Source organism: Streptomyces sp. ATexAB-D23 (assembly GCF_000373645.1).
In the GTDB taxonomy this organism is placed as follows: Bacteria; Actinomycetota; Actinomycetes; order Streptomycetales; family Streptomycetaceae; genus Streptomyces; species Streptomyces castrisilvae.
Genome location: NZ_KB892009.1, coordinates 101,483 through 125,192, shown reverse-complemented (window position 1 = coordinate 125,192; position 23,710 = coordinate 101,483). Strand labels below are relative to the sequence as shown.

Here is a 23,710-nt window from a genome sequence, read left to right as displayed (position 1 = left end):
CCGCTCGCTCTGTGTGCGGGGACAGGGCGTCCCGGGTGGGGCCGCGCGTGTCCTGTCCCCGCCCCTGCCTCAGCCGGTGGCGCCGGCGTACGCGGCGAACGCCTCGTGGAATCCGGGGAACGTCTTGCGTACGCAGCCGGGGTCGTCGTACGTGAGGCCCGGGGTGCGCAGGCCGGTGACGGCGAACGACATGACGATGCGGTGGTCGCCGTGGGTCTCGATCTCCACGGGCCGGGGTGTGCCGGGCCGGATCTCGATCCAGTCGGGTCCGGTGGCGACCGTGACGCCCATCCGCCGGAGGTTGCCCGCGCACGCCTCCAGCCGGTCGCACTCCTTCACGCGGGTGTTGCCGACGTCCTCGATGCGTACGGGCCCCGAGGCGAAGGGGGCGAGCGCGGCGAGGGTCGGCATGGTGTCGGAGATGTCGCGCATGTTGACGGTGAGGCCGCTCAGGGTGCCGGTGGAGCGGACCGTGGTGGAGCCGCCCGCCGTGCGGACGTCCGCGCCCATGCGGCGCAGTACGTCGACGAACCGCAGGTCTCCCTGGAGCGCGCCGTCGCCGAGCCCGGGGACGGTGACCTCGCGGCCGGTGAGGGCCGCCGCGGCGAAGAAGTAGCTCGCGGTGGAGGCGTCGGGTTCGACCGCGTAGGTGGTGGCACGGTAGCCGCCGGGCGGGACGGTGAAGACGGTGTTCCCGGGGCCGCTCCGGGTGACCTCGACGCCGAAGGAGCGCATCATCGCGAGGGTGATCTCGATGTACGGCGCCGATACGAGGTCGGTGACGGTGATCCGCAGCCCGGTCTCCGTGAGCGGTCCGAGCATCAGCAGGGCGGTGAGGTACTGGCTGGACTGCCCGGCGTCCAGGGTGAGTTCGCCGCCCTTGATGCCGGCGGCCTCGATCCGCAGCGGGTGGTGGCCCTCGGCGTCCTCGTGGCGCAGGTCGACGCCGAGCGTGCGCAGCGCCTCGGTGAGCGGGGCGAGGGGGCGGCGGCGCATCTGCGCGGAGGCGTCGAAGCGGTAGCTGCCGCGGGAGCCGGCGGCGGCGAGGGTGGGCAGGAAGCGGGCGGTGGTCGCCCCGTCGCGGCAGTAGACGTCGGCCTCGGTGGCGGCGGGTCCGGCGGGGCGGCCCGTGATGTGCCACTGCTCCGCCTCCTGCTCGACGGCGTATCCGAGCGCGGTGAGCCCGGCGGCGAACCCCTCGGTGTCGTCCGAGCTCAGGGGGCGTACGAGCGTGCTGCGGCCGTTCGCGGCGGCGGCCAGGAAGAGGGCGCGCGCGGTGACGGACTTGGAACCGGGGACATGGGTGACGGTCACGGGCCCCCATCCTGCCGTGCCGGGCAGCGGGCGGCGGGGCCCGTCCAGCGACTGGACGAGCCCCGCGGTGCCCGGTGGCTCAGCGGATGGGCCGGTGGACGTTGTCCTTCGTGGAGGGGCCGGGGGTGGCGTCCGCGATCCAGGGGCCCTCTCCGCTCGGGTCCACCACGCCCTCCTCCAGCCAGGCGTACGTGCCGGACAGGACGCCGTCGACCACGCGCCGGTCGAGGTCGTCGGTGTTGAACCAGAGCCGGGTGAACAGCTCCTCGACCCGGATGCGGGCCTGCCGGCAGAAGGCGTCGGCGAGCTGGTAGGCCTCGCGGCCGTGGTCGTCGGCGGTGCGCAGGTGCTCGGCGCGGACGCAGGCGGCGCTCATCGCGAAGAGTTCCGCGCCGATGTCGACGATCCGGCCGAGGAAGCCCTGCTTGGTCTCCATCCGGCCCTGCCAGCGGGACATGGCGTAGAACGTGGACCGGGCGAGCTTGCGCGAGGCGCGTTCGACGTAGCGCAGGTGGGTGGCGAGGTCGACGTGGCCCGCCGGGTGGAACTCGGCGTAGGCGCGCGGGAGCTGTCCGGGGCCCGCGACGAGCTTGGGCAGCCACTTGGCGTAGAAGCCGGCCGCGTCGGCGCCGGCCTTCGCCTTGGCGGAGAGCGGTTTGTCGGGGTCGATGATGTCCCCGGCGACCTTCAGGTGGGCGTCGACGGCCTCGCGGGCGATCAGCAGGTGCATGATCTCCGTGGAGCCCTCGAAGATCCGGTTGATCCGCATGTCGCGGAGCATCTGCTCGGCGGGCACGGCCCGTTCGCCCCGGGCGGCGAGGGAGGCGGCGGTCTCGAAGCCGCGTCCGCCGCGGATCTGGACCAGTTCGTCGGCGATCAGACAGCCCATCTCGGAGCCGTACAGCTTGGCGAGGGCCGCCTCGATGCGGATGTCGTTGCGGTTCTCGTCCGCCATCTGCGAGGCGAGGTCGACCACGGCTTCGAGGGCGAAGGTGGTCGCGGCGATGAAGGAGATCTTGGCGCCGACGGCCTCGTGCCTGGCGACCGGCCTGCCCCACTGCTCGCGGACGGCCGACCACTCGCGGGCGATCTTCAGGCACCACTTGCCCGAGCCGACGCACATGGCGGGCAGCGAGAGCCGTCCGGTGTTGAGGGTGGTGAGCGCGATCCTGAGTCCGGCGCCCTCCGGCCCGATGCGGTTGGCGGCGGGGACGCGCACCTGGTGGAAGCGGGTGACGCCGTTCTCGATGCCGCGCAGGCCCATGAAGGCGTTGCGGTGCTCCACGGTGATCCCGGGGGCGTCCGCCTCGACCACGAAGGCGGTGATGCCGCCCCGGTGGCCCTCCGACTCCGGGACCCGGGCCATGACGACCAGCAGGTCGGCGACGACCCCGTTGGTCGTCCACAGCTTGACGCCGTCCAGGACGTAGTCGTCGCCGTCCGGCACGGCGGAGGTGGCCAGCCGGGCCGGGTCGGAGCCGACGTCCGGCTCGGTGAGCAGGAACGCGGAGATGTCCGTACGGGCCAGCCGGGGCAGGAAGGTGTCCTTCTGCTCCTGGCTGCCGAAGGTCTTCAGCGGCTGCGGCACCCCGATGGACTGGTGGGCCGAGAGCAGGGCGCCGATCGCCGGGCTCGCGGAACCGGCCAGCGCGAGGGCGCGGTTGTAGTAGACCTGGGTCAGGCCGAGACCGCCGTACTTGACGTCGATCTTCATGCCGAGCGCGCCGAGTTCCTTGAGGCCGGTGATCACCTCGTCGGGAATCCGTGCCTCGCGTTCGATCAGGGCCCCGTCGACCCTGGTCTCGCAGAACTCGCGCAGCCGGGCGAGGAATTCCTCACCGCGCCGGACGTCCTCGCCCGCGGGCAGCGGGTGCGGGTGGATCAGGTCGAGGCGGAAGCGGCCCAGGAAGAGTTCCTTGGCGAAACTGGGTTTGCGCCAGTCCCGTTCCCGCGCGTCCTCGGCCACCCGGCGCGCTTCGCGTTCGGAGACCTTGGGCGTGTGCTGTTGTGCGGATGGAGCGGACATGAGGAGCTCACCTCGCCGCGTCGTCGGGTGGGTGGACCCGGCAGGCGCGCGTGCGGTGCGGGGACCGTCCGCCGTGCGTGCCTGACCGGTTCTACTTGTCCGTATGTACCCGATTCCGGCAGGCCCCACCAGCCTCGGGGCGCCGATCGGGTCGGCCGCCACTCCACTGCCCGCCGCCGCGTGCGGCATGCCGCACGCGGCGGTCCGCCCCGGCTACAGCGCGAGGCCGGTGAGGACCAGGACGCGCTCGTAGGTGTAGTCGTCCATCGCGTACCGGACGCCCTCGCGGCCCACGCCGGACTGCTTGGCACCGCCGTACGGCATCTGGTCGGCGCGGTACGAGGGGACGTCGCCGATGATCACGCCGCCGACCTCCAGCGCGCGGTGGGCGCGGAAGGCGGCCTGGATGTCGTGGGTGAACACGCCTGCCTGGAGCCCGTACTTGGAGGTGTTGACGGCGGCGAACGCCTCGGCCTCGCCGTCCACCCGCTGCACCGAGAGGACCGGTCCGAAGACCTCCTCGGCGGCAAGCGTGACGCCGTCGGGCAGTTCGGCGAGGACGGTCGGCGCGTACGTCGAGCCGTCGCGCTTCCCGCCGGTGAGCAGCCGGGCCCCGGCGGCGACGGCCTCGTCGACCCAGGACTCGACGCGCCGGGCGGCCGCCTCGTCGACCAGCGGGCCGACGTCGGTGGCCGGGTCGGACGGGTCTCCGGTGACCTGGGCCCCGACCGCCGCGACGATCTTCGGGAGCAGCCGGTCGTAGACGGCCGCGTCCGCGATGACGCGCTGCACCGAGATGCAGGACTGGCCGCCCTGGTAGTTGGAGAAGGTCGCGATACGGCTCGCGGCCCGGTCCAGGTCCTCTTCGGAGGCCCAGTCGCCGAGCACCACGGCCGCGCCGTTGCCGCCGAGTTCCAGCGTGCAGTGCTTACGGGGCACCGAGTCCATGATCGCGTAACCGACGGGGGCGGACCCGGTGAAGGAGATCACGGGCAGCCGCTCGTCCTGGACGAGGGCAGGCATCCGGTCGTTGGGGACCGTCAGCACGGACCAGGAGCCGGCCGGCAGGTCGGTCTCGGCCAGCAGTTCGCCCAGCACCAGCGAGGAGATCGGGGTGGCCGGGGCGGGCTTGAGGATGATCGGGACGCCGACGGCGATGGCCGGGGCGACCTTGTGGGCGCTCAGGTTCAGCGGGAAGTTGAAGGGCGCGATGCCGAGGACGGTGCCGCGCGGGAAGCGCCGGGTCAGGCCGAGCCGGCCGGTGCCCCCGGCATCGGTGTCCAGGCGCTGGGCCTCGCCGCTGTTGAAGCGGCGGGCCTCCTCGGAGGCGAAGCGGAAGACGGAGACGGCCCGGCCGACCTCGCCGCGCGCCCACTTGACCGGCTTGCCGTTCTCGGCGGAGATCAGCTGGGCGATCTCCTCGGTGCGCTCGGTCAGCCGGCGGGCCACGTGGTCGAGCGCGGCGGCGCGCACGTGGGCCGGGGTGGCGGCGAACTCCTCGCGCACGGCGTGTGCGGCGGCGACGGCCTCCTCGACCTGGGCCCCGGTCGGTACGCCGACGGTGCCGACGAGCCGGCCGTCCCAGGGGTTGGTGACGTCGAAGCTTTCCTCGCCGGTGGCCTCGCGGCCGGCCAGCCAGAAGGCGTGGGTGGAGGTCATGGGGTCCGGCCCTTCGATGACGTGGGGTGTTTCCGCCCCCACGGTAGGGCCGCGCGGGCCGCCCGGCGTTTGTCCGGGATGGAGCGGTGAAGCGGCGGGATACGCCTCATTGGCCAGGGGGCGTGGTGACCTTCAGGGCGAGCCACAACTCCATGCGCACGTCGGGGTCGTCCAGGGAGCGGCCGAGGATCTCCTCCACCCGCCGCATCCGGTAGCGCAGGGTGTGCCGGTGGACCCCGAGGTCGGCGGCGGCCGCGTCCCACTGGCCGTGGTGCGAGAGCCAGGCGCGTACGGAAGCCACCAGGTCGCCGCGGCCCTTGGCGTCGTGGTCGTGCAGGGCGCGGAGCAGGCCGTCCGCGAAGGCCCGCACCGCGTCGTCGGCGAGCAGCGGCAGCACGGAGCCGGTGGCCAGCTCCGCGTGCTCGACCAGGGCCCTGCCCCGGCGCCGGGCGACCGACAGGGCCTGCTCGGCCTGCTTGTACGCGGCGGAGACGGCGACCGGTCCGGCCGGTGCGGACATGCCCACGACGACATCGGACTCCTGGGCGGCGGCCGGCTCGCGGGGCGTCCGCTCCTCCTGCGCCTCGGCGAAGGCGGCGCAGGCGGCCACCGCCGCTCCCCCGTCGGCGGCCAGCACGAGGAGGCGCTCGCCCTCGGGCACCATCAGCAGCGTCTCGCCCGCCCGGTAGGCGGCGGTGTCCATGGCGTCGGCCAGCTGGGCGGTGGCCGTCGGGTTCTGGGCCTCGGCGATGAGCAGCCGGAAGGGGGCGTCGAGCAGCCCGCCGTAGAGGTCTCCGGCGACGGCCCTGGCGTGGTCGGGCTGGCCGGCGAGGAGCATCCGCAGCACGGCGGTGCCGAGGCGCTGCTCGGCGCCCTGGAGCGCGCGGGAGCGGGCGGTGGTGAGGGTGAGCAGGGCGACCGCCGAGTGCACGGCGTAGCGCTCGGCGGTGCCGAGGGCGGCTCCGGTGCCGACGGCCAGGGCGCCGCGCACCCGGCGGCCGGTGCCCAGGGACTGGAGTTCGACGCGGTCGTCGGTGTCGCCGACGACCATGCTGGCCGGGGCGGGGCGTTCGCGCAGGCGTTCCACGTCGGGGGTGAGCCGGGCGGCGCGGCGGGCGGCCCAGTCGGGGGCGGTGGCCACGACGGCACCGGAGGCGTCGTAGAGGGCGGCCCAGCCGTTGACGTGGGCGGCGAGACGGGCGAGGAGGGCGGCGGGGCCGTCTCCGGTGAGCGCCGCGCTTGTCAGCTCGCGCTGGGCCTCGAAGCCGGCGGTGACGGCGCGGTACTGGTCGGCGGCGATCTGGGAGGAGACGGCCTTGGCGATGGCGATGAACGGGGTGCGGCGGGGCACTTCGAGCAGCGGCAGGCCGGCTTCCTCGGCGGCGCCGATCAGTGGCTGCGGCACCTCGTCGTAGTTGACACCGACGCCGAAGCCGAGACCGGCGACCCCGGCGGCGGCCAGCCGTCGCACGTACCGGCCCATGGCCTCCGGGTTCTCCGCGTCGAGGTTGGTCGCGGTGACCAGCAGCAGCTCGCCGCCCTCCATATAGGGGACGGGGTCGGTCAGCTCGCTGGCGTGGGCCCAGCGCACCGGGGTGTCGAGGCGGTCCGTCCCCGCGCGCACCGTGAGTTTGAGCGCCGAGTGCTGAATGAGCGAGGCGAGCGTGGGCGGCATGGGGAGGGGGCCTTCGGACGGGGGCGATTACGCCGTCCCGTATGAACGGCTCGGCTCGATTCTGCCAGGGTGGCAGAGTCCCTGTCACCGCTGCCACGTCCCCCTCTCCCTCCCCTCCCGTCGCTCCTGTCCCTCTCCTCGCACGCCGCGCGGCGTCAGCCGGAGAGGCGGACGAGCAGTGGCGGCATGTGCTCGCCGGCGACCGTGGTCAGCGAGAGCACGGCGTGGCCCGGGGGCAGCTCGTAGGCGAGGCCGGAGGCGGACCAGCGTTCGCGCTCGACCTGGCGCACGGTGACCGCGTCCGTGGTGACGGCCTTGCCGGTGGCCATCTTGCGCAGGGCGTGCATGGCGCGGGTGAGCGGCTGGTCGGCGAAGACGCCGTGCTGGGCGACCTCGCGTACCTCCACCCACTCCTTGCCCCAGGCCTCGGCGAAGCGCTTGCCGTCCCAGGTGGTGAGGCCGGGGAAGGCCATGGTGCAGCCGAAGGCGCCGAGCAGCGCGGTGTGCAGCCCCTCGGGCACGTCGTCCAGGGTGCGCAGGGCGAGGACCGCCCCGGCGTTGACGGACCGCAGCCGGCGGATGCCCCGGACGGTCTCGGCGGTGACGGTGTGGGTCGCGTCGTCCAGGACCAGGCAGACGAAGAGCGAGCGGTCGGTGCGGGCCGCGGTGACGGCGTTGAACTGGGCGAGGACGAGGCGGGCCAGGATGCGGGACGCCTCGGCGTGGACGCGTTCCGGCAGGTCGACGCGGACCCGCAGCGGGTGCCGGCCCAGGGAGCGGAGCGAGAACGGGCGGGCGTCCTCGCCGGTCGCGAAGAAGCCGGCGAAGGCGGGCCGGTCGAGCGCAGCGATCCGGTCGGCGAGGACGGCGCCCGGGTCGGCTGCGCTGCCGGACTGCCGGGCCCTGGCCTCCAGCTCCCGCAGCATCGTCTGGTGTCCCCCGGTCTCCAGGGCTTCTCGCAGGGCGCCCAGGGCGGTGGCCGAGCCTTCGAGGAGTTCGCGGAGTTCGGGTACGGAGGGGAAGCGTCCGCGGACGGCGTGGAAGGGGCCGAGCAGCTGGCCGAGCGCGGTCGTCGCGCGGCGGGTGTCCAGGGTGGGGATGTCACCGGCCAGGCCCTCGGCGAGGGCCGCCGCCGCCTCGTCGGGGTCGGTCGTGCCGCCGTACAGGTCGAAGTCGTACAGGGAGGCGGGGTCGCCGATCCGGACGACGACGTCATAGGCGTCGTCCGGGCCGAGCGCGCCGCCCGCGCCGCCGACGGCGAGCACCGCCGCCTGGCCGGTGAGCGCCCGCAGGGCGAGGGCCTCGACGACGGGCCTGATCACCCGGTCCGTCTTTCCCGAGCCGGGCGGGCCGACGGCCAGCAGGGAGGTGCCGAGCGACGATGGTTCCAGGGCCATGCCGGAGCCCCGGCGGGGGTAGGGGTTGCGCGGGTCGTCGGCGCAGTCACCGATCCTGACCTGGCCGGTCAGCGGGTCGTGCGTGGCGGTGCGCAGGGGCACGTCGCGGAGGCCGGAGGGGTGCAGGAAGGCGTCCGGGCCCTTGCGGAGCACGGTCTCGGTGAAGGACGAGAGCCGGTCGTGGCTGGTGCGGGCGGCGTTCCAGGCGTGGCTCAGGCGTACGCAGTCCACGTCGTTCATGCGGCCGGTGTACACGGCGGCGGTGAGCGCTTCCGCGGCGTCCGTCCGGCCGGCGGCGCGCAGCTTTGGCCAGTGGGCGCGCAGCGGGCCGGCCTCCTGGGCGGGGGCCGTGCCGGGCCGCTCGGGGGCGGTCGACGGGGCCTGCGCGCCCGGGGGCCGGGCGGGTCCGCGCCGGGCCCGGAATTCGCGCAGCGCGTCCCCCCACCGCGCGAACCGGGCGATGGGCCACACCACGATGGCGATGGTCAGCGCGTAGCAGCTGTAGGCGGCCACGGTGGCCTTCAGCTGGTCGCCGCTGCGCAGCCACCCGTCCGCCGAGCCCATGAGCACCAGCAGCAGCGGCACCTTCGGGGTCCAGGCCAGCCACAGCACCAGCAGCGCGACGGCCGCCGACAGCCCGAGCCGGGCCCGGTCCAGCCGGGGGCCGGCGAAGTAGCGGACGACGTGGGCCCAGCCGCCGATGCGGGCGGCCCAGAAGCCCAGGACCAGCACCAGGACCTCGTAGTAGAGCGTGGTCGAGTTGACCACCAGGGCCGGCGCGCCCTCCCTGAGCCCGCCGAAGGACCACCACTCGGGCCCGGTGATGATCTCGATCGGCTTGTACACATAGGGGACGGCGCGCTGGTTGAGCAGCAGCCACAGCAGCAGCCACAGGATCAGCGTGGCGGCCGGTCCCACCAGCGAGGGGCGCTCCTCGCGCTCGGCGGGCCGGGGCACGTAGCCGTACCGCCAGACGCCGGGGCCCGCCTCGGGGCGGGGCGCGTTGAACCAGTCGGCGGTGGGCGCGGGCGCGTCCGGTGCCTGGTACCGCGCCGGCGAAGCCGGTACGGACGGGGGCCGGGCGGGCGGCGGGACGGTGGGCGGGTAGGAGGGCGGGGCGGCGGGCGGCGGGCCCGCGGGGTGCGGTACGGAGTTCCCGGGCCGGGCGGGCCCGCCGGCGGGCGGCTGCGCACCCCGCGTGCCCCACGCGCCGTGCGTACCGTCGTTGTCCATGAACCGTTGCCCCCTGACCAGCCGGGTCCGACCCCTGCACCGGTCAATCTAGTGCGCGCACACGGTGAGTTCAGCAACGCGCCGGGATAGTGACCGCCCCTGTGGAGCGCCGACCGGCTCCCGTACGCCGTTCTGTCCGCCTTCTGTCCTTCGCGGACAACGACACGTACGCCATCACTACCGATCGGAGCATGCCCGACCCCCGGCCCGGCACCTAGCCTGCAGAAGGAGAAGCGTCCGAAACACCCCCCAGGAGCCCCGCATGACCGCAATTCCGCAGGAGCGCCGCCTCGTCACCGCCATTCCCGGCCCGAAGTCGGTGGAGCTGCAGGAGCGCCGGCTCGCGGCGGTCGCCGCAGGCGTGGGCTCCACCCTGCCGGTGTTCACCGCACGGGCCGGCGGCGGGATCGTCGAGGACGTGGACGGCAACCGTCTGATCGACTTCGGTTCCGGGATCGCCGTGACCTCGGTCGGCGCGTCCGCCGAGGCCGTCGTACGCCGGGCCTCCGCCCAGCTCGCGGACTTCACCCACACCTGTTTCATGGTCACGCCGTACGAGGGGTACGTCGAGGTCTGCGAGCAGCTCGCCGAGCTGACGCCGGGCGACCACGCGAAGAAGTCGGCGCTGTTCAACTCGGGCGCCGAGGCCGTCGAGAACGCGGTGAAGATCGCCCGCGCGTACACCGGGCGCACCGCCGTCGTCGTCTTCGACCACGGCTACCACGGCCGGACCAACCTCACGATGGCGCTGACGGCGAAGAACATGCCGTACAAGCAGGGCTTCGGCCCGTTCGCGCCCGAGGTGTACCGGGTGCCGGTGGCGTACGGCTACCGCTGGCCGACCGGTGCCGAGAACGCGGGCGCGGAGGCCTCCGCCCAGGCCATCGACCAGATCACCAAGCAGATCGGCGCGGAGAACGTCGCCGCGATCATCATCGAGCCGGTCCTCGGCGAGGGCGGCTTCATCGAGCCGGCCAAGGGCTTCCTGCCCGAGATCGCGCGGTTCGCGAAGGACAACGGCATCGTCTTCGTCGCCGACGAGATCCAGTCCGGTTTCTGCCGGACGGGCCAGTGGTTCGCCTGTGAGGACGAGGGCATCGTCCCGGACCTGATCACGACCGCCAAGGGCATCGCGGGCGGCCTTCCGCTGTCCGCCGTGACCGGCCGCGCCGAGATCATGGACGCGGCGCACTCGGGCGGCCTCGGCGGTACGTACGGCGGCAACCCGGTCGCCTGCGCGGGCGCGCTCGGGGCCATCGAGACGATGCGCGAGCTGGACCTGAACAAGAAGGCGAAGCGCATCGAGGAGGTCATGAAGGCCCGGCTCGAAGGGATGCGGGCGAAGGCGCCGAACGGCGGGCTGATCGGTGACATCCGGGGCCGCGGCGCGATGATCGCGATCGAGCTGGTGAAGCCGGGCACGAAGGACCCGCACCCGGAGGCGGCCGCCCGGCTCGCGAAGGCCTGCCACGCCGAGGGCGTCCTCGTCCTGACCTGCGGCACGTACGGCAACGTGCTGCGCTTCCTGCCGCCGCTGGTGATCGGCGAGGACCTGCTGAACGAGGGCCTCGACGTCCTTGAGCAGGCATTCGCCGGAATCTGATCCCCGGGTCCCCGCATCCCCCGGGATTCCGTGTGGGCCTGTGAAGAAAGGGTGCGGGGCCGATGGCGGGATAACGTACCCGCTGTCGGTCCCCCCTTCGCCTGACGTACGGTTTCGGCAGATGAGAGAAACACCCCGCCCGCAGGGAACTGCGGGTGAATCCGGGTCGGAGCTTCCCCAGCACCGTCCCGGGCGTGCCTTCGCGCACACCACTGGAGCACCACGCTCCGGAACTCCTCACCGATCGGATGGCCGCCCGTCCCACACCCCCCGGGGCGCGCGGCAAACCGGTCCACTCGTCCGCTCCGGAACCACCCCCCCTGTTCCGGGGCGGACGGCTCTTCTCCTCTCCCTGGTGTCGGGTCTCTCCGCGCTGTTCGCGCTGACCACCTGGCAGATCGCCTCGGACGGGCCGCTGCGCGGGCTCGACGAGCGCGCCGGCCGGGCCCTCGTCGGACACGGCCCCCGGTGGCTCACGGAATTCCTCGCCGATCTCGGCAATATGCAGGTCGCGCTCCCGGTCCTGGGCTGCGCGGTCGGCTGGTCACTGCTGCGCGGCCGGCGGCGGGCGCCGCTGGGCGCGGTCCTCGCCATGGCGGCGGTCCCGCTGCTGGTCGTCCCGCTGAAGGACTGGATCGCCCGTCCCGGGCCGCTGACGGAGGCCACCGGCTACTTCCCGTCGGGCCACGCCGCGACCGCGGCGGTGGCGTACGGCGCCTCGGCGCTGCTGCTGGGCGGGCTGGTGCGCCGCCGCGCGTGGATGATGCCCGTCGCCGCCGTCCTGCTGACGGCGGCGACGGGCATCGGTCTGGTGCTCCGCGGCTATCACTGGCCGCTGGATGTGCTGGGCAGCTGGTTCCTGTGCGGACTGCTGCTGGTGCCGCCCGGTGTGCTCAGCCGAAGTAGGCGTCGAAGTTCTTCGAGAACTCCCAGTTGTTGAAGTGGTCCCAGTTGATGGACCACGTCATCAGTCCGCGCAGGTCCGACCAGGTGCCATGGGTGGCGTAGGAGCCGCAGTCGGTCTTCTTGGTCAGGCAGTTCAGCGCCTTGGTGACCTCGGCGGGTGAGGTGTGCCCGTTGCCCGCCTGGGTGGAGGCCGGCAGGCCGATCGCGACCTGGTCGGGACGCAGACCGGGGAAGACCTTCGTCTGGTCACCCGCGACGGGGAACCCGGCCAGCAGCATGTCGGTCATCGCGATGTGGAAGTCGGCGCCGCCCATGGAGTGGTACTGGTTGTCCAGGCCCATGATGGAGCCCGAGTTGTAGTCCTGGACGTGCAGCAGGGTGAGGTCGTCGCGCAGTGCGTGGATCACCGGCAGGTAGGCACCGGCGCGCGGGTCCTGGCCACCCCACGGCCCCGAGCCGTAGTACTGGTAGCCGAGCTGCACGAAGAAGGTCTCGGGGGCCATGGTCAGCACGAACTTCTCGCCGTACTTGGCCTTGAGGCTCTTCACCGCCGAGATCAGGTTGACGACGACCGGCGTGGTGGGGTTCCGGAAGTCGGTGTCACCGGTGTTCAGCGAGAGGGAGTGGCCCTCGAAGTCGATGTCCAGGCCGTCGAGACCGTACTCGTCGATGATCTTGCTGACCGAGGAGACGAACGTGTCGCGCGCGGCGGTGGTGGCGAGCTGCACCTGGCCGTTCTGGCCGCCGATGGAGATCAGCACCTTCTTGCCGGCGGCCTGCTTGGCCTTGATGGCCGCCTTGAACTCGGCCTCCGACTCGACGTTCGGGCACTCGGCGACCGGGCAGAGCGAGAAGCGGATGTCGCCGGAGGTGACGGAGGTCGGCTCGCCGAAGGCCAGGTCGATGACGTCCCAGGAGTCGGGGACATCCGCCATGCGGGTGTAGCCGGAGCCGTTGGCGAAGCTGGAGTGCAGGTAGCCGACGAGCGCGTGGGGCGGCAGCTGGGTGCTGGTGCTGCCGTCGTCACCGCCGTCGTCGCCCCCGCCGCCCTCGGCGGTGGTGGCGGAGACGGCCGCGGACTTCGCGGACTCACCGGCCGCGTTGGTGGCGCTGACCTGGAAGCTGTACGCGGTGGAGGCGCTGAGACCGGTCACGGTCGCCGAGGTGCCGGTGGCGCTTTGCACCAGGGTGTCGCCCCGGTAGACGTTGTAGCCGGTGGCGCCGGTGGAGCCCTTCCAGGACAGCGCGACCGAGTTGTCGGTGGCCGTGCCCGCCTTGAGGCCCGTGGGGGCGGCGGGGACCGCGACCGGGGCGCCGCCGGGACCGACCAGGCTGAGGTCGTCGACGTAGTAGGCGGGGGTGCCGTACCAGCCGTGCGTGTACACGTTGACCGAGGTGGTGGAGGGCCCGGTCCTGAACGTGGTCGTGAGCTGCTGCCAGCCGGAGGCGGACTGCGTCCAGGTGGACACGTCGGTCGTGCCGGTGCCGTCGGCGCCCAGGTAGACGTAGCTGCCCTGCACCCAGGCGCTCAGGGTGTACGTGGAGTCGGGCTTGACCGTCACGGCCTGGGAGCACTTGGCGTTGTCGCTTCCGGCGGGGGTCGCCTTCAGCGCCGAGTTCCCGCCGTGTACGGGGGTGCTGACGGCGGCTCCGCTGCCGCCGGTGCAGTTCCAGCCGGTCAGCCCGGCCTCGAAGTTGCCGTTGCTCGCCAGATCGGCGTCGGCCGCGGCGGCGTTGGGCGCCGTCGCGGCCAGCCCGCCGGCGGCGAGGAGGGCGGCCGAGAATGCGGCCAGAAGTCCGGTCATGCGGGCAGGGGGTCCCGTGCGTTCCACAACGGCCTCCGTACAGGGGGGAATTGAGTGCGGCGCGCACAACATGGTCCAGACCAATCGGGTTGTCAAGACCTCTGACAGCGACGCACCCGAGCCCGGCCCCGCGGGAACAGGAAGCCGACACCCCCTGAACAGCTCTGTGGCATCCCACAACTCCCCGTACCCATAAGGCAGTTCAGCCTCCGCCATCTGCGGCGGCCCGGCCCGCGGCCTCGTGCATGGCGAGCTCCAGCAATGTGGCGTCGGTGAGCGTTCCGGAGCCGTCGGGCGGCACCAGCCAGCGCACCTTCCCTACCGGACGACCGGGATGCGGTACGACGATCCAGGTGCCCCGCCCCGCACCCCGGACGCCCGTCCCGACCCAGCGGGCGACGGTTCCCGCGGGCACGAAGAAGCCCATCCTCGCCTCGCCGAAGTCCGCGAGGACCGGCCCCGGCCGGCCGATGAGCCGGGTGAGCACGTCGAGCGTCGGATAGCCCAGCTCCCCCGGCAGAATCAGCACGTCCCAGCGCCTGCCGGCGGGCAGCAGTGCGATCCCCCGCGGATCGCGCTCCCACTCCCACCGGCAGGCGTCCGGATCGGGTGCCGCCGATGCCAGCCACTCGACCGCTGCCCTGACTTCCGAGCCCTTCATGGCCCGCCCTTCGTCTCCGGTCGCGCCGGCAGGTCTGCGGCGCGTTCACCTCGGGAGAGCGGGCCCGGACCGATTCATGACGCGGGTTCGGCTACTCATTGGTAGTGATCTACGTCACGGCGGGCGGTACCGCCGGGAACAGGGCTGTGACCTGCGTCCGCGCCGCTGTGCCGGGCCCGTTGTCAGTGGCGGGTGACAGACTCCGTGCCATGGAAAACCTGGGGGATGTCCGGAGTGCCGCGGCGCCTGCCGAGCCGGCCGCACGCGGCGAGAAGGTGAAGTATCTGCTGTTCTGGGGGCACCGCCCGCGCCCGGACGGCCGGATCGGTGCGAGCTGCCTGAGCCAGTGGTGGCCCTCGCCGTTCACGGTCGACGGCGTGGGCTACGCGTCGGCCGAGCACTGGATGATGGCCGGCAAGGCCCGGCTCTTCGGCGACGAGGAGGCGGCCGGGCGGGCGGTGGCGGCGAAGAGCCCCGCCGAGGCGAAGAAGGTCGGCCGCCTGGTGCGCGGCTTCGACGAGGCGGTCTGGGAGCGCGAGCGGTACAGGCTGGTGGTGGCGGGCAGCGTCCACAAGTTCGGCCAGAACCCGGAGCTGGGCGCGTTCCTGCGGGGCACGGGCGACCGGGTGCTGGTGGAGGCGAGCCCGCTGGACCGGATCTGGGGCATCGGTCTCGCTGCGGACGATCAGCGCGCGCAGGATCCCGCGACATGGCGGGGCCTGAATCTGCTGGGCTTCGCGCTGATGGAGGCGCGCGAGCGGCTGCGGGGCGGGGCCGACGGCATATGAAGCGGGGCGGCGGGGAGTGGTCCCCGCCGCCCCCTGGCCCGGCTCCGTCCCGGGCGGCCGGGCACCGTGGCGTGAGGGCCTCGACGCCTCGGGCCCTCGACGGCCCCTCGACGCGCCCTCAAACCTTGAGGGAGACGCTCCCCAGCGGAGTGTGCCGTGGCGCCTCGACGACCAGGGAGGTCGGCACCGTTTCGTACACCCGGTCGTCGCCCTCGTCGTCGTCGGTGTTCGCCGCCCAGATGGTCAGTCCCAGGAACGCCGCGCTGATGACGATCCCGACCGAGCCGAGGATGACGCCGGCCAGGGCCACCCCGCCGTTGTCGGCCACGCCGTCGCGGACGCGGCCGCGGCCTATCAGCCCGAAGATCAGGGCGAGGACGCCGAGGATGATCCCGAGGCCGAGCATGCAGAAGGCGGCCGTCGCGATGATGCCGAGCACCAGCGCGGCGACACCCATCCCGTTCGCGGGCTGCGGACCGCCCCAGGTCTGCCCGTAGCCGGGGTAGCCCGGGTAGCCGTACTGCGGTGTCTGCGGCGCCTGACCTGCCGGGTAGCCGTACTGCGGCTGGGCGCCGGGGTAACCGTACTGCGGGGTCTGTCCGGTCGGGTAGCCGTACTGCGGCGGGGCCTGCCCCGGGCCGTTCGGGCCGACCGGCGGCATCGGTACGGTCCCGGGCTGCTGCCCGGTCTCCGGCGCGGCGAAGCCGGCGGGCGGCACGGGGCCCGTCCCCACGCCCGGCATCGCGGCGACCGTCTGCTGATCGTGCACGCTCGGCGGGCGGGTGCCCTCGGGCGCGGCCGTCGGCGGGTGGGCGTCCTGCGGAGTACCTCCGGCCGGCGGTCCGCCCGCACCGGGCTTCTTGTCCAGGGGCACCCTGGACTGCGGCGGAGCCCACGGATCGCGCGACGCGGCCCCGTCCGACGGCTGCTCTGTGTTGTCTGGCATGGGCCTCCCCCATCGTGATGCGGTCATGCTACGGGCGGGCCCGTCCTACGATGACTCCCGTCCCCTGCCCCGGCCACCCCCTGGCGGTCGGCGGCCCGTAACCACACCACGCCCACGGAGGCCCCGGTGACCGATCTGCACCCCTTCATCGCGGGGCTGCCCAAGGCCGAGCTCCATGTCCACCACGTCGGGTCGGCCTCGCCCCGCATCGTCGCCGAGCTGGCCGCGCACCACCCCGACTCCAAGGTCCCCACCGACCCCGAGGCCCTGGCCGACTACTTCACGTTCACCGACTTCGGCCACTTCATCGAGGTCTATCTCTCGGTCGTGGACCTGATCCGCACCCCGGAGGACGTCCGGCTGCTGACGTTCGAGGTCGCCCGCGACATGGCCCGGCAGAACATCCGTTACGCGGAGCTGACGGTCACCCCGTTCTCCTCGACCCGGCGCGGCATTCCTGAGCAGGGCTTCATGGAGGCCATAGAGGACGCCCGCAAGGCAGCCGAGCGGGAGCTCGGTGTCGTACTGCGCTGGTGCTTCGACATCCCGGGCGAGGCCGGTCTCGAAGCGGCCGAGGGGACCACCCGGCTCGCCGTGGACCTGCGGCCCGAGGGGCTCGTCTCGTTCGGGCTCGGCGGCCCGGAGATCGGCGTGGACCGCCCGCAGTTCAAGCCCTACTTCGACCGCGCGATCGCCGCCGGCCTGCACTCGGTGCCGCACGCCGGGGAGACCACGGGCCCGCAGACCGTCTGGGACGCGCTGACGTCGCTGCGCGCCGAGCGCATCGGCCACGGCACCAGCTCGGTGGCCGATGCCAAGCTGCTGGACCACCTCGCCGAGCACCGCATCGCCCTGGAGGTCTGCCCCACGTCGAACATCGCCACCCGGGCGGTGAAGGACATCGAGCAGCACCCGGTCAGGGAGATGGTCCAGGCGGGCGTGCTGGTCACGATCAACAGCGACGACCCGCCCATGTTCGGCACCGACCTCAACAACGAGTACGCGGTGGCCGCCCGCATCCTCGGTCTCGACGAACGGGGCCTGGCCTCGGTCGCGAAGAACGCCGTCGAGGCATCCTTCCTCGACCCGGCCGGCAAGCGCGCACTGGCCGCCGAAATCGACACGTACACGGACAACTGGCTGGCGAGCGTCGGACGGTGACCGCCCGGCGGTGACAATGGCCCCATGCCCATGCCTGTCACCGCCGTCGCCCATCGCGGCGATCCGTACCGTGCCCGCGAGAACACCCTCCCCTCGGTCCGCTCCGCCGTCGAACGGGGGGCGGACGCGGTCGAGGTCGATGTCCGGATCACCCGCGACGGGGTGCCGGTCCTGCTGCACGACGCCACGCTGGACCGGCTGTGGGGCCGTGACCTGCGGCTGGACCGGCTCACCCACCGGGAGCTGACCGAGCTGACGGCGGGCGGTGTGCCGACGCTCCGCGAGGCGCTGCTCGCCGTCGGGGCGCACCGGGTGATGGTCGATCTGCCCGGTTCCACGGACGAGTCGGTGCGGCGGACGGTGGGGGTGGTGCGGGAGTGCGGGGCCGGTGACCGGGTGTACTACTGCGCGGGCCCCCAGGCCATGCTGCGGGTACGGGCCGCCGACCCGTCCGCCGAGATCGCGATGACCTGGACGACACTCGCGCCGCCGCGCCCGGCCCTGCTGGACGCGGTACGGCCGCGCTGGCTGAACTACCGCTTCGGCCTGGTCGGTGCGGAGCTGGCGGACCGCAACCACCGGGACGGGCTGCTGGTCTCGGCCTGGACCGCGGACACCGGTCGCACGATGCGCCGGCTGATCCGGCACGGCGTGGACTCCATCACCACCAACCGGATCGATGTGCTGCACTCCGTGATCGCGAAGTCCGCCGCCCGAAAGGACCGTTGACGTAGGACCGCCCGGATCCGGGGAGTCGGATCCAGGCGGTCCCGCCGAGCGCCGGGGCGAGAGGCCCCGCCGCCGGGTCGCTACTGTCCCTGCCCGCTGCCCCGCGTCCCGGCGGTGGCCTGCGTGTCACCCGTGTCGATCACGAACTGCGATCCGGGTTCGACCAGGACGTCTCCGTCGCGCGAGCCGCTGATGGTCACATCGGTGAGCGTCGCGCTGCCTCGGGCGCCGCCCATGGCGAGGATGCCGGAGCCGTTGGAGGACCCGGAGATCGTCACGTTGCTGATCTGTACATCCGGCATCGCGCCCCCGCCGGTCTTGAACTGGATGCCGTCGTACGTCGAGTCCTGGATGTCGGTGTCGCGGATCGTGACGCCGGGGATGTCGGAGCCCTGCGCGAACAGGGTGATCGCGCCGAACTCCTGGTCCTCGTTCCAGAACGCCCCGCCCGTGCGGTAGAGCCCGTTGTTGGCGATCAGGGTCTCCCCGGAGAAGGGCACCGGGTCGTGGTCCGTGGCGAGCATGATGCCCGGGTAGTTCATGGTGTCGGAGACCAGGTTGTTCTCGATCCTGTTGCCGTAGCCGCCGTACACCGCGATGCCGTTGGCCCGCCAGGGCAGCTGGATCGTGTTGTTGCTGAAGACGTTGTCGTGACCGACGTCGACCGCCGGGTCCTTGACGTACTTGCTCGCCCACACGGCCAGTGCGTCGTCCCCGGTGTTGCGGAAGGAGGAGTCGGTGACGGTGGAGTTGTGGGTGCCGTTGGTGAAGTTGATGCCGTCCGCGTAGGTGTTGCGGATGCGCATCCCGCTGAATTCGAGCCCGTCGCCGGGGCCCCACAGCTCGGGGATGTTGCTGTAGTCGCGGCCGACCCAGGTGCCGACGTTGGCGTGCTCGATCCAGACGTTGGTGATCTTGGTGTTCTTGCCGAAGCGGCCGTTGAGCCCGACGCCGCCCTCGGCGTTGCCGTCACCGCCCCGGATGGTGCCGGAGCCGAAGATCGCGATGTCCGAGATCTTGGTGTTGTCGTCGATGTCGAAGCCGAAGTTGCCCTCGTGCGGGTGGTTGATGCCGCCCGCGTCCTGCGGCGGGGTCAGGGAGTAGAGCTGGGAGTGCCACATGCCGGCACCCCGGATCGTGACATCACGGATGCCGACCTGGTTGTACTCCCCTCGGTCCTGCGGGTCGTCGGTGAGGATCTTCTGTTCCTGGCGCCACTGCCCGGCCGGGATCCACACACAGTCGATCTCACCGTTCTGGTTGGCGGTGACGGCCGCCTGGATCGCGTCCGTGTCGTCCTTCCCGTCGTCCGGGACCGCGCCGTACTCGGTGATCGAGGTGCACTCCTCGGGCTTGCTCGCGGGCGGCGCCACCTGTTCCAGGTCGACCAGGTCGACCACGTAGTACGCGGCGTCGTCGTCGGCGTCCCGCTGGAGACGGAAGGTGGTCCCCTCGGGATAGGTCTTGTCGAGCAGGGCGTGCGACTCGTCGAACAGGCGCCGCGCGTCACCGCCCGGGGTGTTCGTCAGACCTTCCGGGTCGTCCGTGCTGCCGTACAGCCAGCTGTGCTTGGACGACAGGTCCAGCTTCTGCACGAACGTGCCGTCGGCGTAGAGGCTCAGCGTCTTCTCCTGGCCGCCTCCGCCCGGCGCGTCGGGTATGGAGTTGCGGACGACGATCGAGTTGGTGCTGACGGTCGACGTGAACTCCGCGTACTGGCCGGTGGAGTCGAGCCGTACCGACTTGCGCCCCGACGACTCGGTGGCGAAGTTGGTGTGCCCGAAGGTACGCGTGGCGTCCGTCTCCAGCAGGGTGCCGTCGAAGGTGCCGTCCTCCAGCTCGTACTCGGTGTACGGGGACGGCGCGCCCCGGTCGGCCGCGGCGGCCGTCGGTGCGGACACCACCGGCGCGCCGTGTGCGGCGGCCGGCAGCAGCCAGACGGCGGTCAGCGTGGCGCCGAGCGTGACGGCGATGCTCCGCCTGCTCCAGTCTCTCCTTGTCACGGTGTTCCTCTCGATGTGGGGGGGGATGCGGGGGGAAATGTGGGGGGGGTGATGTGGGGGGGGTGATGTATACGACTTGGCGCTAGTTCCCGCTGTCCGGCTCGGGCCAGGCGGAGCAGTCGTCCCAGGTGGTGTCCCAGCCGGAGTTGCCGCCGCCGTCGGTGAGCGTGAAGGTGCCGGAGCCCTCGGGGTAGGCGCAGTTGTAGACGCCCGCCGCGCCGACGCCGGTCGCGGTGACGTCCGACATCGTCACGGCGCCGGGCGTCTCGGCCTGGACGACGACCGTGCCGACCCCGTCGACGTCCGACCCGTCGACCGTGACGTTCCTGACCTCCTGGCCGGTGCCGCCGCCGGAGACGAACTCGTAGGCGCTGTAGGGGCTGTCCTTGATGGTGGTGCCGGTGATGTTCACATTGGCCTCGATGGCGCTGTCGTACGCGTCCACGCGCAGCGCGCCCATCGGGTGCCCCCAGTTGGGGTTGACGGCCCCGGTGCGTACGAGGGTGTTGCCGGAGACGGTGATGGTGCCCCCGAGGGGGAAGAACGGGTCGGCGAACTTCTGGTTGGAGATGGCGATACCGCTGCCGAGGGCGTTGGTGTCGCTGATCAGGTTGTCCTTGACGGTGATGTCGCTGCCGCCGTAGATGGCGATGCCGTTCGCCAGGTTGGGCTGGGAGATGGTGTTGTTCGCGAAGGCGGAGTCGGTGTCGGCGGCGTTCAGCGACCACATGGCGAGCGAGTCGTCACCCTGGTTGCGCAAAAAGTTGTCGCGCACCTGCACGCCGTGGGCGCTGCCGTTGAGGTTCAGGCCGTCCGCCGTGGTGTCGAGGATCCGGTTGTTCTCGACGACCAGGTTGTCGTTGTTGCCGGTCAGCCAGAGGCCGACCTTGAGGTGCTGCAACCACATGCCGCTGACCCGGGAGTCCGGGCCGAGCGATCCGTTGACGAAGTTGTCCGGGTTGCTGTCGACCCGCTCGGTGACCTCGCCGATGACCGCGAAGTCCTTGATGGTGACGTTGCCGGCGGAGGTGCTCTGGTTGATGAACCGTGAGGCGTGCACGACCGAGTGCCAGCTTCCGGCGCCCTGGATCGTCACGTTCTCGACACCGCTGAGCTCGGAGTCCAGCTTGAAGTCGCCCGCCGGAATCCACACGGTGCCGCCACTGGACCCGGCCTCGGCGATGGCTTCGCGGAACGCCTGTGTGGAGTCCTGCTGCCCGGTGGCGTCGGCTCCCTTGTCCACGACGGAGACCGCTCCCGACGGTGCGGCGGCGGGCGCGCCGACCTGCTCGAAGTCGGCGACGTCGACGGTGACCTCGGTGGAGACGGCCTCCAGCTTCACCGTGTCGCCCGCCTGGAGGTCGCGCCCGAGGAGAAGGCGGGCGTTGTCGAAGAAGTGATGGGTCTTCGCGCCGGCGATCCAGGGCGTGTCGACGTAGCTGTACTCGGAGGTGACGGGCAGGGACGCGTCGAGCGCGGTGCCGTTGACATAGACCGCGAGTGAACCGTTCTGCCCGTCCGGGACGCTGTAAGCGACGTTCACGGCGTTGGCCGCCTCGGCGAGGGTGAACTCCACGCTCTGACCGGTGTCCAGGCGGACCGCCTGCCGGCCCGAGGCCTCGGAGGCCAGGGTGCCCTGGGTGTAGTCCGGCCCGATCTTCTGGCCGGTGGTGGTGGCGGACTCCGCCTCGGTGGAGCTGAAGGGAAGCGTGGCGCCCGCCACGGCCGCCGCCCTCGGCTCGGGGGCCTGCTGGGCGGAGGCCGGGCCGGTGACGCCGACGACCGCGCCCACGAGGGCGACCGCGACGGCGAGTACGTACGAATGACGCGTGGGGGATGACGTGCTCATGACACTCCAAATCCTCTGCGGCTGCGCTTCCCGGTGGGGGAGGTGGGGGGAGGGGAAGCGCCTCACACTCAAGCATCACGAACACGCGAACACAAGATGTCGCTCAGATTTCGAAAATTTTTGACAGTGAGGTGAAACAATCAACTGGTGTCGGGGTGCGGGCGGCCGGCGGCTCCGGCTCCGCCACCCGCTCCAGGGCCTCCGGCCGCTTGATCCGAGGGCTCACGACCGGACTCGGATCACCCGAAAACACCCGCGGCCCCGCGCGAACCTGCTGGTTCGCGCGGGGCCGCGGGTGGGTAGGGTCAGCCCTCGATGGACGTCATACGGGTGGGTACGGTCAGCCCTCGATGGACGTCATGACGTGCTTGATGCGCGTGTAGTCCTCGAAGCCGTAGGCCGAGAGGTCCTTGCCGTAACCGGACTTCTTGAAACCACCGTGCGGCATCTCCGCGACGAGCGGGATGTGGGTGTTGATCCAGACGCATCCGAAGTCGAGGTTCTTCGACATCCGCATGGCACGCGCGTGGTCCTTGGTCCACACCGAGGAGGCCAGCGCGTACTCGACGCCGTTGGCCCACTCCAGCGCCTGGGCCTCGTCCGTGAAGGACTGGACGGTGATGACCGGGCCGAAGACCTCGTTCTGGATGATCTCGTCGTCCTGCTTGAGCCCGGAGACCACGGTCGGGGCGTAGAAATAGCCCTTGTCACCGACCCGGTGGCCACCCGCCTCGACCCTGGCGTGGGCCGGGAGGCGCTCGATGAAGCCGCTGACCTGGGCCAGCTGGTTGGCGTTGTTGAGGGGGCCGTAGAGCACGTCCTCGTCGTCCGGCAGGCCCGTCTTCGTGTCGGCGGCGGCCTTGGCGAGCGCGGTGACGAACTCGTCGTGGATGGACTCGTGGACCAGGACGCGCGTCGCCGCCGTACAGTCCTGCCCTGCGTTGAAGTAACCCGCGACGGAGATGTCCTCGACGGCCTTGGCGATGTCGGTGTCCTCGAAGACGACGACGGGCGCCTTGCCGCCGAGCTCCAGGTGGACCCGCTTGACGTCCTTGGCCGCCGACTCGGCGACCTGCATGCCGGCCCGGACCGAACCAGTGATGGAGGCCATCGCCGGAATCCGGTGCTCGACCATCGCGCGGCCGGTGTCCCGGTCGCCGCAGATGACGTTGAAGACGCCCTTGGGCAGGATCTGCCCGATGATCTCGGCGATCAGCACGGTGGACGCCGGCGTGGTGTCGGACGGCTTGATGACGACGGTGTTGCCCGCCGCGAGCGCCGGGGCGAACTTCCAGACGGCCATCATCATCGGGTAGTTCCACGGTGCCACCTGCGCGCAGACGCCGACCGGCTCGCGGCGCACGATGGAGGTCAGCCCCTCCATGTACTCGCCGGCCGAGCGCCCTTCGAGCAGCCGGGCGGCACCCGCGAAGAAGCGGATCTGGTCCACCACCGGCGGGATCTCCTCGGTGCGGGTGAGCCCGATCGGCTTGCCGGTGTTCTCGGACTCGGCGGCGATCAGGTCCTCGGCGCGCTCCTCGAAGGCGTCCGCGACCTTGAGCAGGGCGCGCTGACGCTCGGCCGGTGTGGCGTCGCGCCAGGCGGGGAACGCGGCTGCGGCGGCGTCCATCGCGGCATCGACGTCGGCGGGGCCGGAGAGCGGCGAGGTCGCGTAGACCTCCTCGGTCACCGGGTTGACCACGTCGATCGTCCGCCCGTCGGCGGCGTCCCGGAACTCCCCGTTGATGTAGTTGCGCAGACGGCGTACCTCAGCGGTCACGGCCACCCCTCCTGATGTTGAGTCCAATGGGTGAGACGCCCAGCGTAGTCGGGGGTCCCTGCCCGGCGATCGGCAAGGCCGCGGACGAAGTTCTGAGCGAACATTCGACCGGCTGATCGACTGTTCCCGTCTTGACCTCCCCTTGACCGTCCCACGCCCGTCGGCGGGCGGTCAT

16 protein-coding genes are annotated in these 23,710 nt (G+C 72.0%); 5 read left to right on the top strand and 11 right to left on the bottom strand.

The window, feature by feature from the left end; genetic code table 11:
• Positions 1 to 69 precede the first annotated feature (69 nt).
• The 5 genes from aroA to B082_RS0110840 form a co-directional block, all read right to left on the bottom strand.
• Complete coding sequence (gene aroA / locus B082_RS0110860) at positions 70 to 1,314, bottom strand: 3-phosphoshikimate 1-carboxyvinyltransferase (RefSeq protein WP_018551818.1); 1,245 nt, start codon at positions 1,312 to 1,314, stop codon at positions 70 to 72.
• A gap of 79 nt (positions 1,315 to 1,393) precedes the next feature.
• Complete coding sequence (locus B082_RS0110855; protein ID WP_026249652.1) at positions 1,394 to 3,340, bottom strand: acyl-CoA dehydrogenase family protein; 1,947 nt, start codon at positions 3,338 to 3,340, stop codon at positions 1,394 to 1,396.
• A gap of 213 nt (positions 3,341 to 3,553) precedes the next feature.
• On the bottom strand, positions 3,554 to 4,999 hold the full coding sequence (locus tag B082_RS0110850; protein WP_018551816.1) for an aldehyde dehydrogenase family protein: 1,446 nt from the start codon (positions 4,997 to 4,999) through the stop codon (positions 3,554 to 3,556).
• A 106-nt stretch (positions 5,000 to 5,105) separates the two neighbouring features.
• Positions 5,106 to 6,674: a PucR family transcriptional regulator gene (locus B082_RS0110845; RefSeq protein WP_018551815.1), complete on the bottom strand. Its 1,569-nt coding sequence runs from the start codon at positions 6,672 to 6,674 to the stop codon at positions 5,106 to 5,108.
• Between the two features lie 155 nt (positions 6,675 to 6,829).
• Entirely contained in the window at positions 6,830 to 9,304 is a 2,475-nt protein-coding gene (locus B082_RS0110840; RefSeq protein ID WP_018551814.1) for a hypothetical protein, read from the bottom strand.
• Between the two features lie 262 nt (positions 9,305 to 9,566).
• On the opposite strand from B082_RS0110840, the gene gabT reads away from it, so the two are divergent.
• Both gabT and B082_RS0110830 read left to right on the top strand, forming a co-directional pair.
• A complete protein-coding gene (gabT, locus tag B082_RS0110835; RefSeq protein WP_018551813.1) occupies positions 9,567 to 10,907 on the top strand; it encodes a 4-aminobutyrate--2-oxoglutarate transaminase in 1,341 nt (446 codons plus the stop codon).
• Between the two features lie 121 nt (positions 10,908 to 11,028).
• Positions 11,029 to 11,847 (top strand): phosphatase PAP2 family protein, encoded by an 819-nt coding sequence (locus B082_RS0110830; RefSeq protein WP_202453972.1) that lies wholly within the window; start codon positions 11,029 to 11,031, stop codon positions 11,845 to 11,847.
• Here B082_RS0110830 and B082_RS0110825 read toward each other — a convergent pair.
• A complete protein-coding gene (locus B082_RS0110825; RefSeq protein WP_026249651.1) occupies positions 11,801 to 13,645 on the bottom strand; it encodes a chitinase in 1,845 nt (614 codons plus the stop codon). The two genes, B082_RS0110830 and B082_RS0110825, sit on opposite strands and share 47 nt — an antisense overlap.
• Positions 13,646 to 13,820: 175 nt before the next feature.
• Positions 13,821 to 14,279 carry a hypothetical protein gene (locus B082_RS0110820; protein ID WP_018551810.1) on the bottom strand — a complete coding sequence of 153 codons (459 nt, stop codon included), beginning with the start codon at positions 14,277 to 14,279 and terminating at the stop codon, positions 13,821 to 13,823.
• Between the two features lie 209 nt (positions 14,280 to 14,488).
• Here B082_RS0110820 and B082_RS0110815 point away from each other — a divergent pair, with 209 nt between their 5' ends.
• A complete protein-coding gene (locus B082_RS0110815; RefSeq protein ID WP_018551809.1) occupies positions 14,489 to 15,067 on the top strand; it encodes an NADAR family protein in 579 nt (192 codons plus the stop codon).
• A gap of 118 nt (positions 15,068 to 15,185) precedes the next feature.
• Here the strand turns inward: B082_RS0110815 and B082_RS0110810 are convergent, their stop codons facing one another.
• On the bottom strand, positions 15,186 to 16,013 hold the full coding sequence (locus B082_RS0110810; RefSeq protein WP_051094605.1) for a DUF4190 domain-containing protein: 828 nt from the start codon (positions 16,011 to 16,013) through the stop codon (positions 15,186 to 15,188).
• A gap of 126 nt (positions 16,014 to 16,139) precedes the next feature.
• Between B082_RS0110810 and B082_RS0110805 the strand changes: the two genes are divergently transcribed.
• Positions 16,140 to 17,174, top strand: coding sequence for an adenosine deaminase (locus B082_RS0110805; RefSeq protein ID WP_018551807.1), 1,035 nt, complete (start codon positions 16,140 to 16,142; stop codon positions 17,172 to 17,174).
• A gap of 24 nt (positions 17,175 to 17,198) precedes the next feature.
• Positions 17,199 to 17,903: a glycerophosphodiester phosphodiesterase gene (locus B082_RS0110800; RefSeq protein WP_018551806.1), complete on the top strand. Its 705-nt coding sequence runs from the start codon at positions 17,199 to 17,201 to the stop codon at positions 17,901 to 17,903.
• A gap of 80 nt (positions 17,904 to 17,983) precedes the next feature.
• Here the strand turns inward: B082_RS0110800 and B082_RS35920 are convergent, their stop codons facing one another.
• From B082_RS35920 to B082_RS0110785, 3 genes are all read right to left on the bottom strand, one after another.
• On the bottom strand, positions 17,984 to 19,852 hold the full coding sequence (locus B082_RS35920) for a glycosyl hydrolase family 28-related protein (RefSeq protein ID WP_420707678.1): 1,869 nt from the start codon (positions 19,850 to 19,852) through the stop codon (positions 17,984 to 17,986).
• Positions 19,853 to 19,988: 136 nt separating this feature from the next.
• Complete coding sequence (locus tag B082_RS35910) at positions 19,989 to 21,755, bottom strand: glycosyl hydrolase family 28-related protein (protein WP_018551803.1); 1,767 nt, start codon at positions 21,753 to 21,755, stop codon at positions 19,989 to 19,991.
• A gap of 340 nt (positions 21,756 to 22,095) precedes the next feature.
• On the bottom strand, positions 22,096 to 23,535 hold the full coding sequence (locus tag B082_RS0110785; RefSeq protein ID WP_026249649.1) for a gamma-aminobutyraldehyde dehydrogenase: 1,440 nt from the start codon (positions 23,533 to 23,535) through the stop codon (positions 22,096 to 22,098).
• Positions 23,536 to 23,710: the final 175 nt, after the last annotated feature.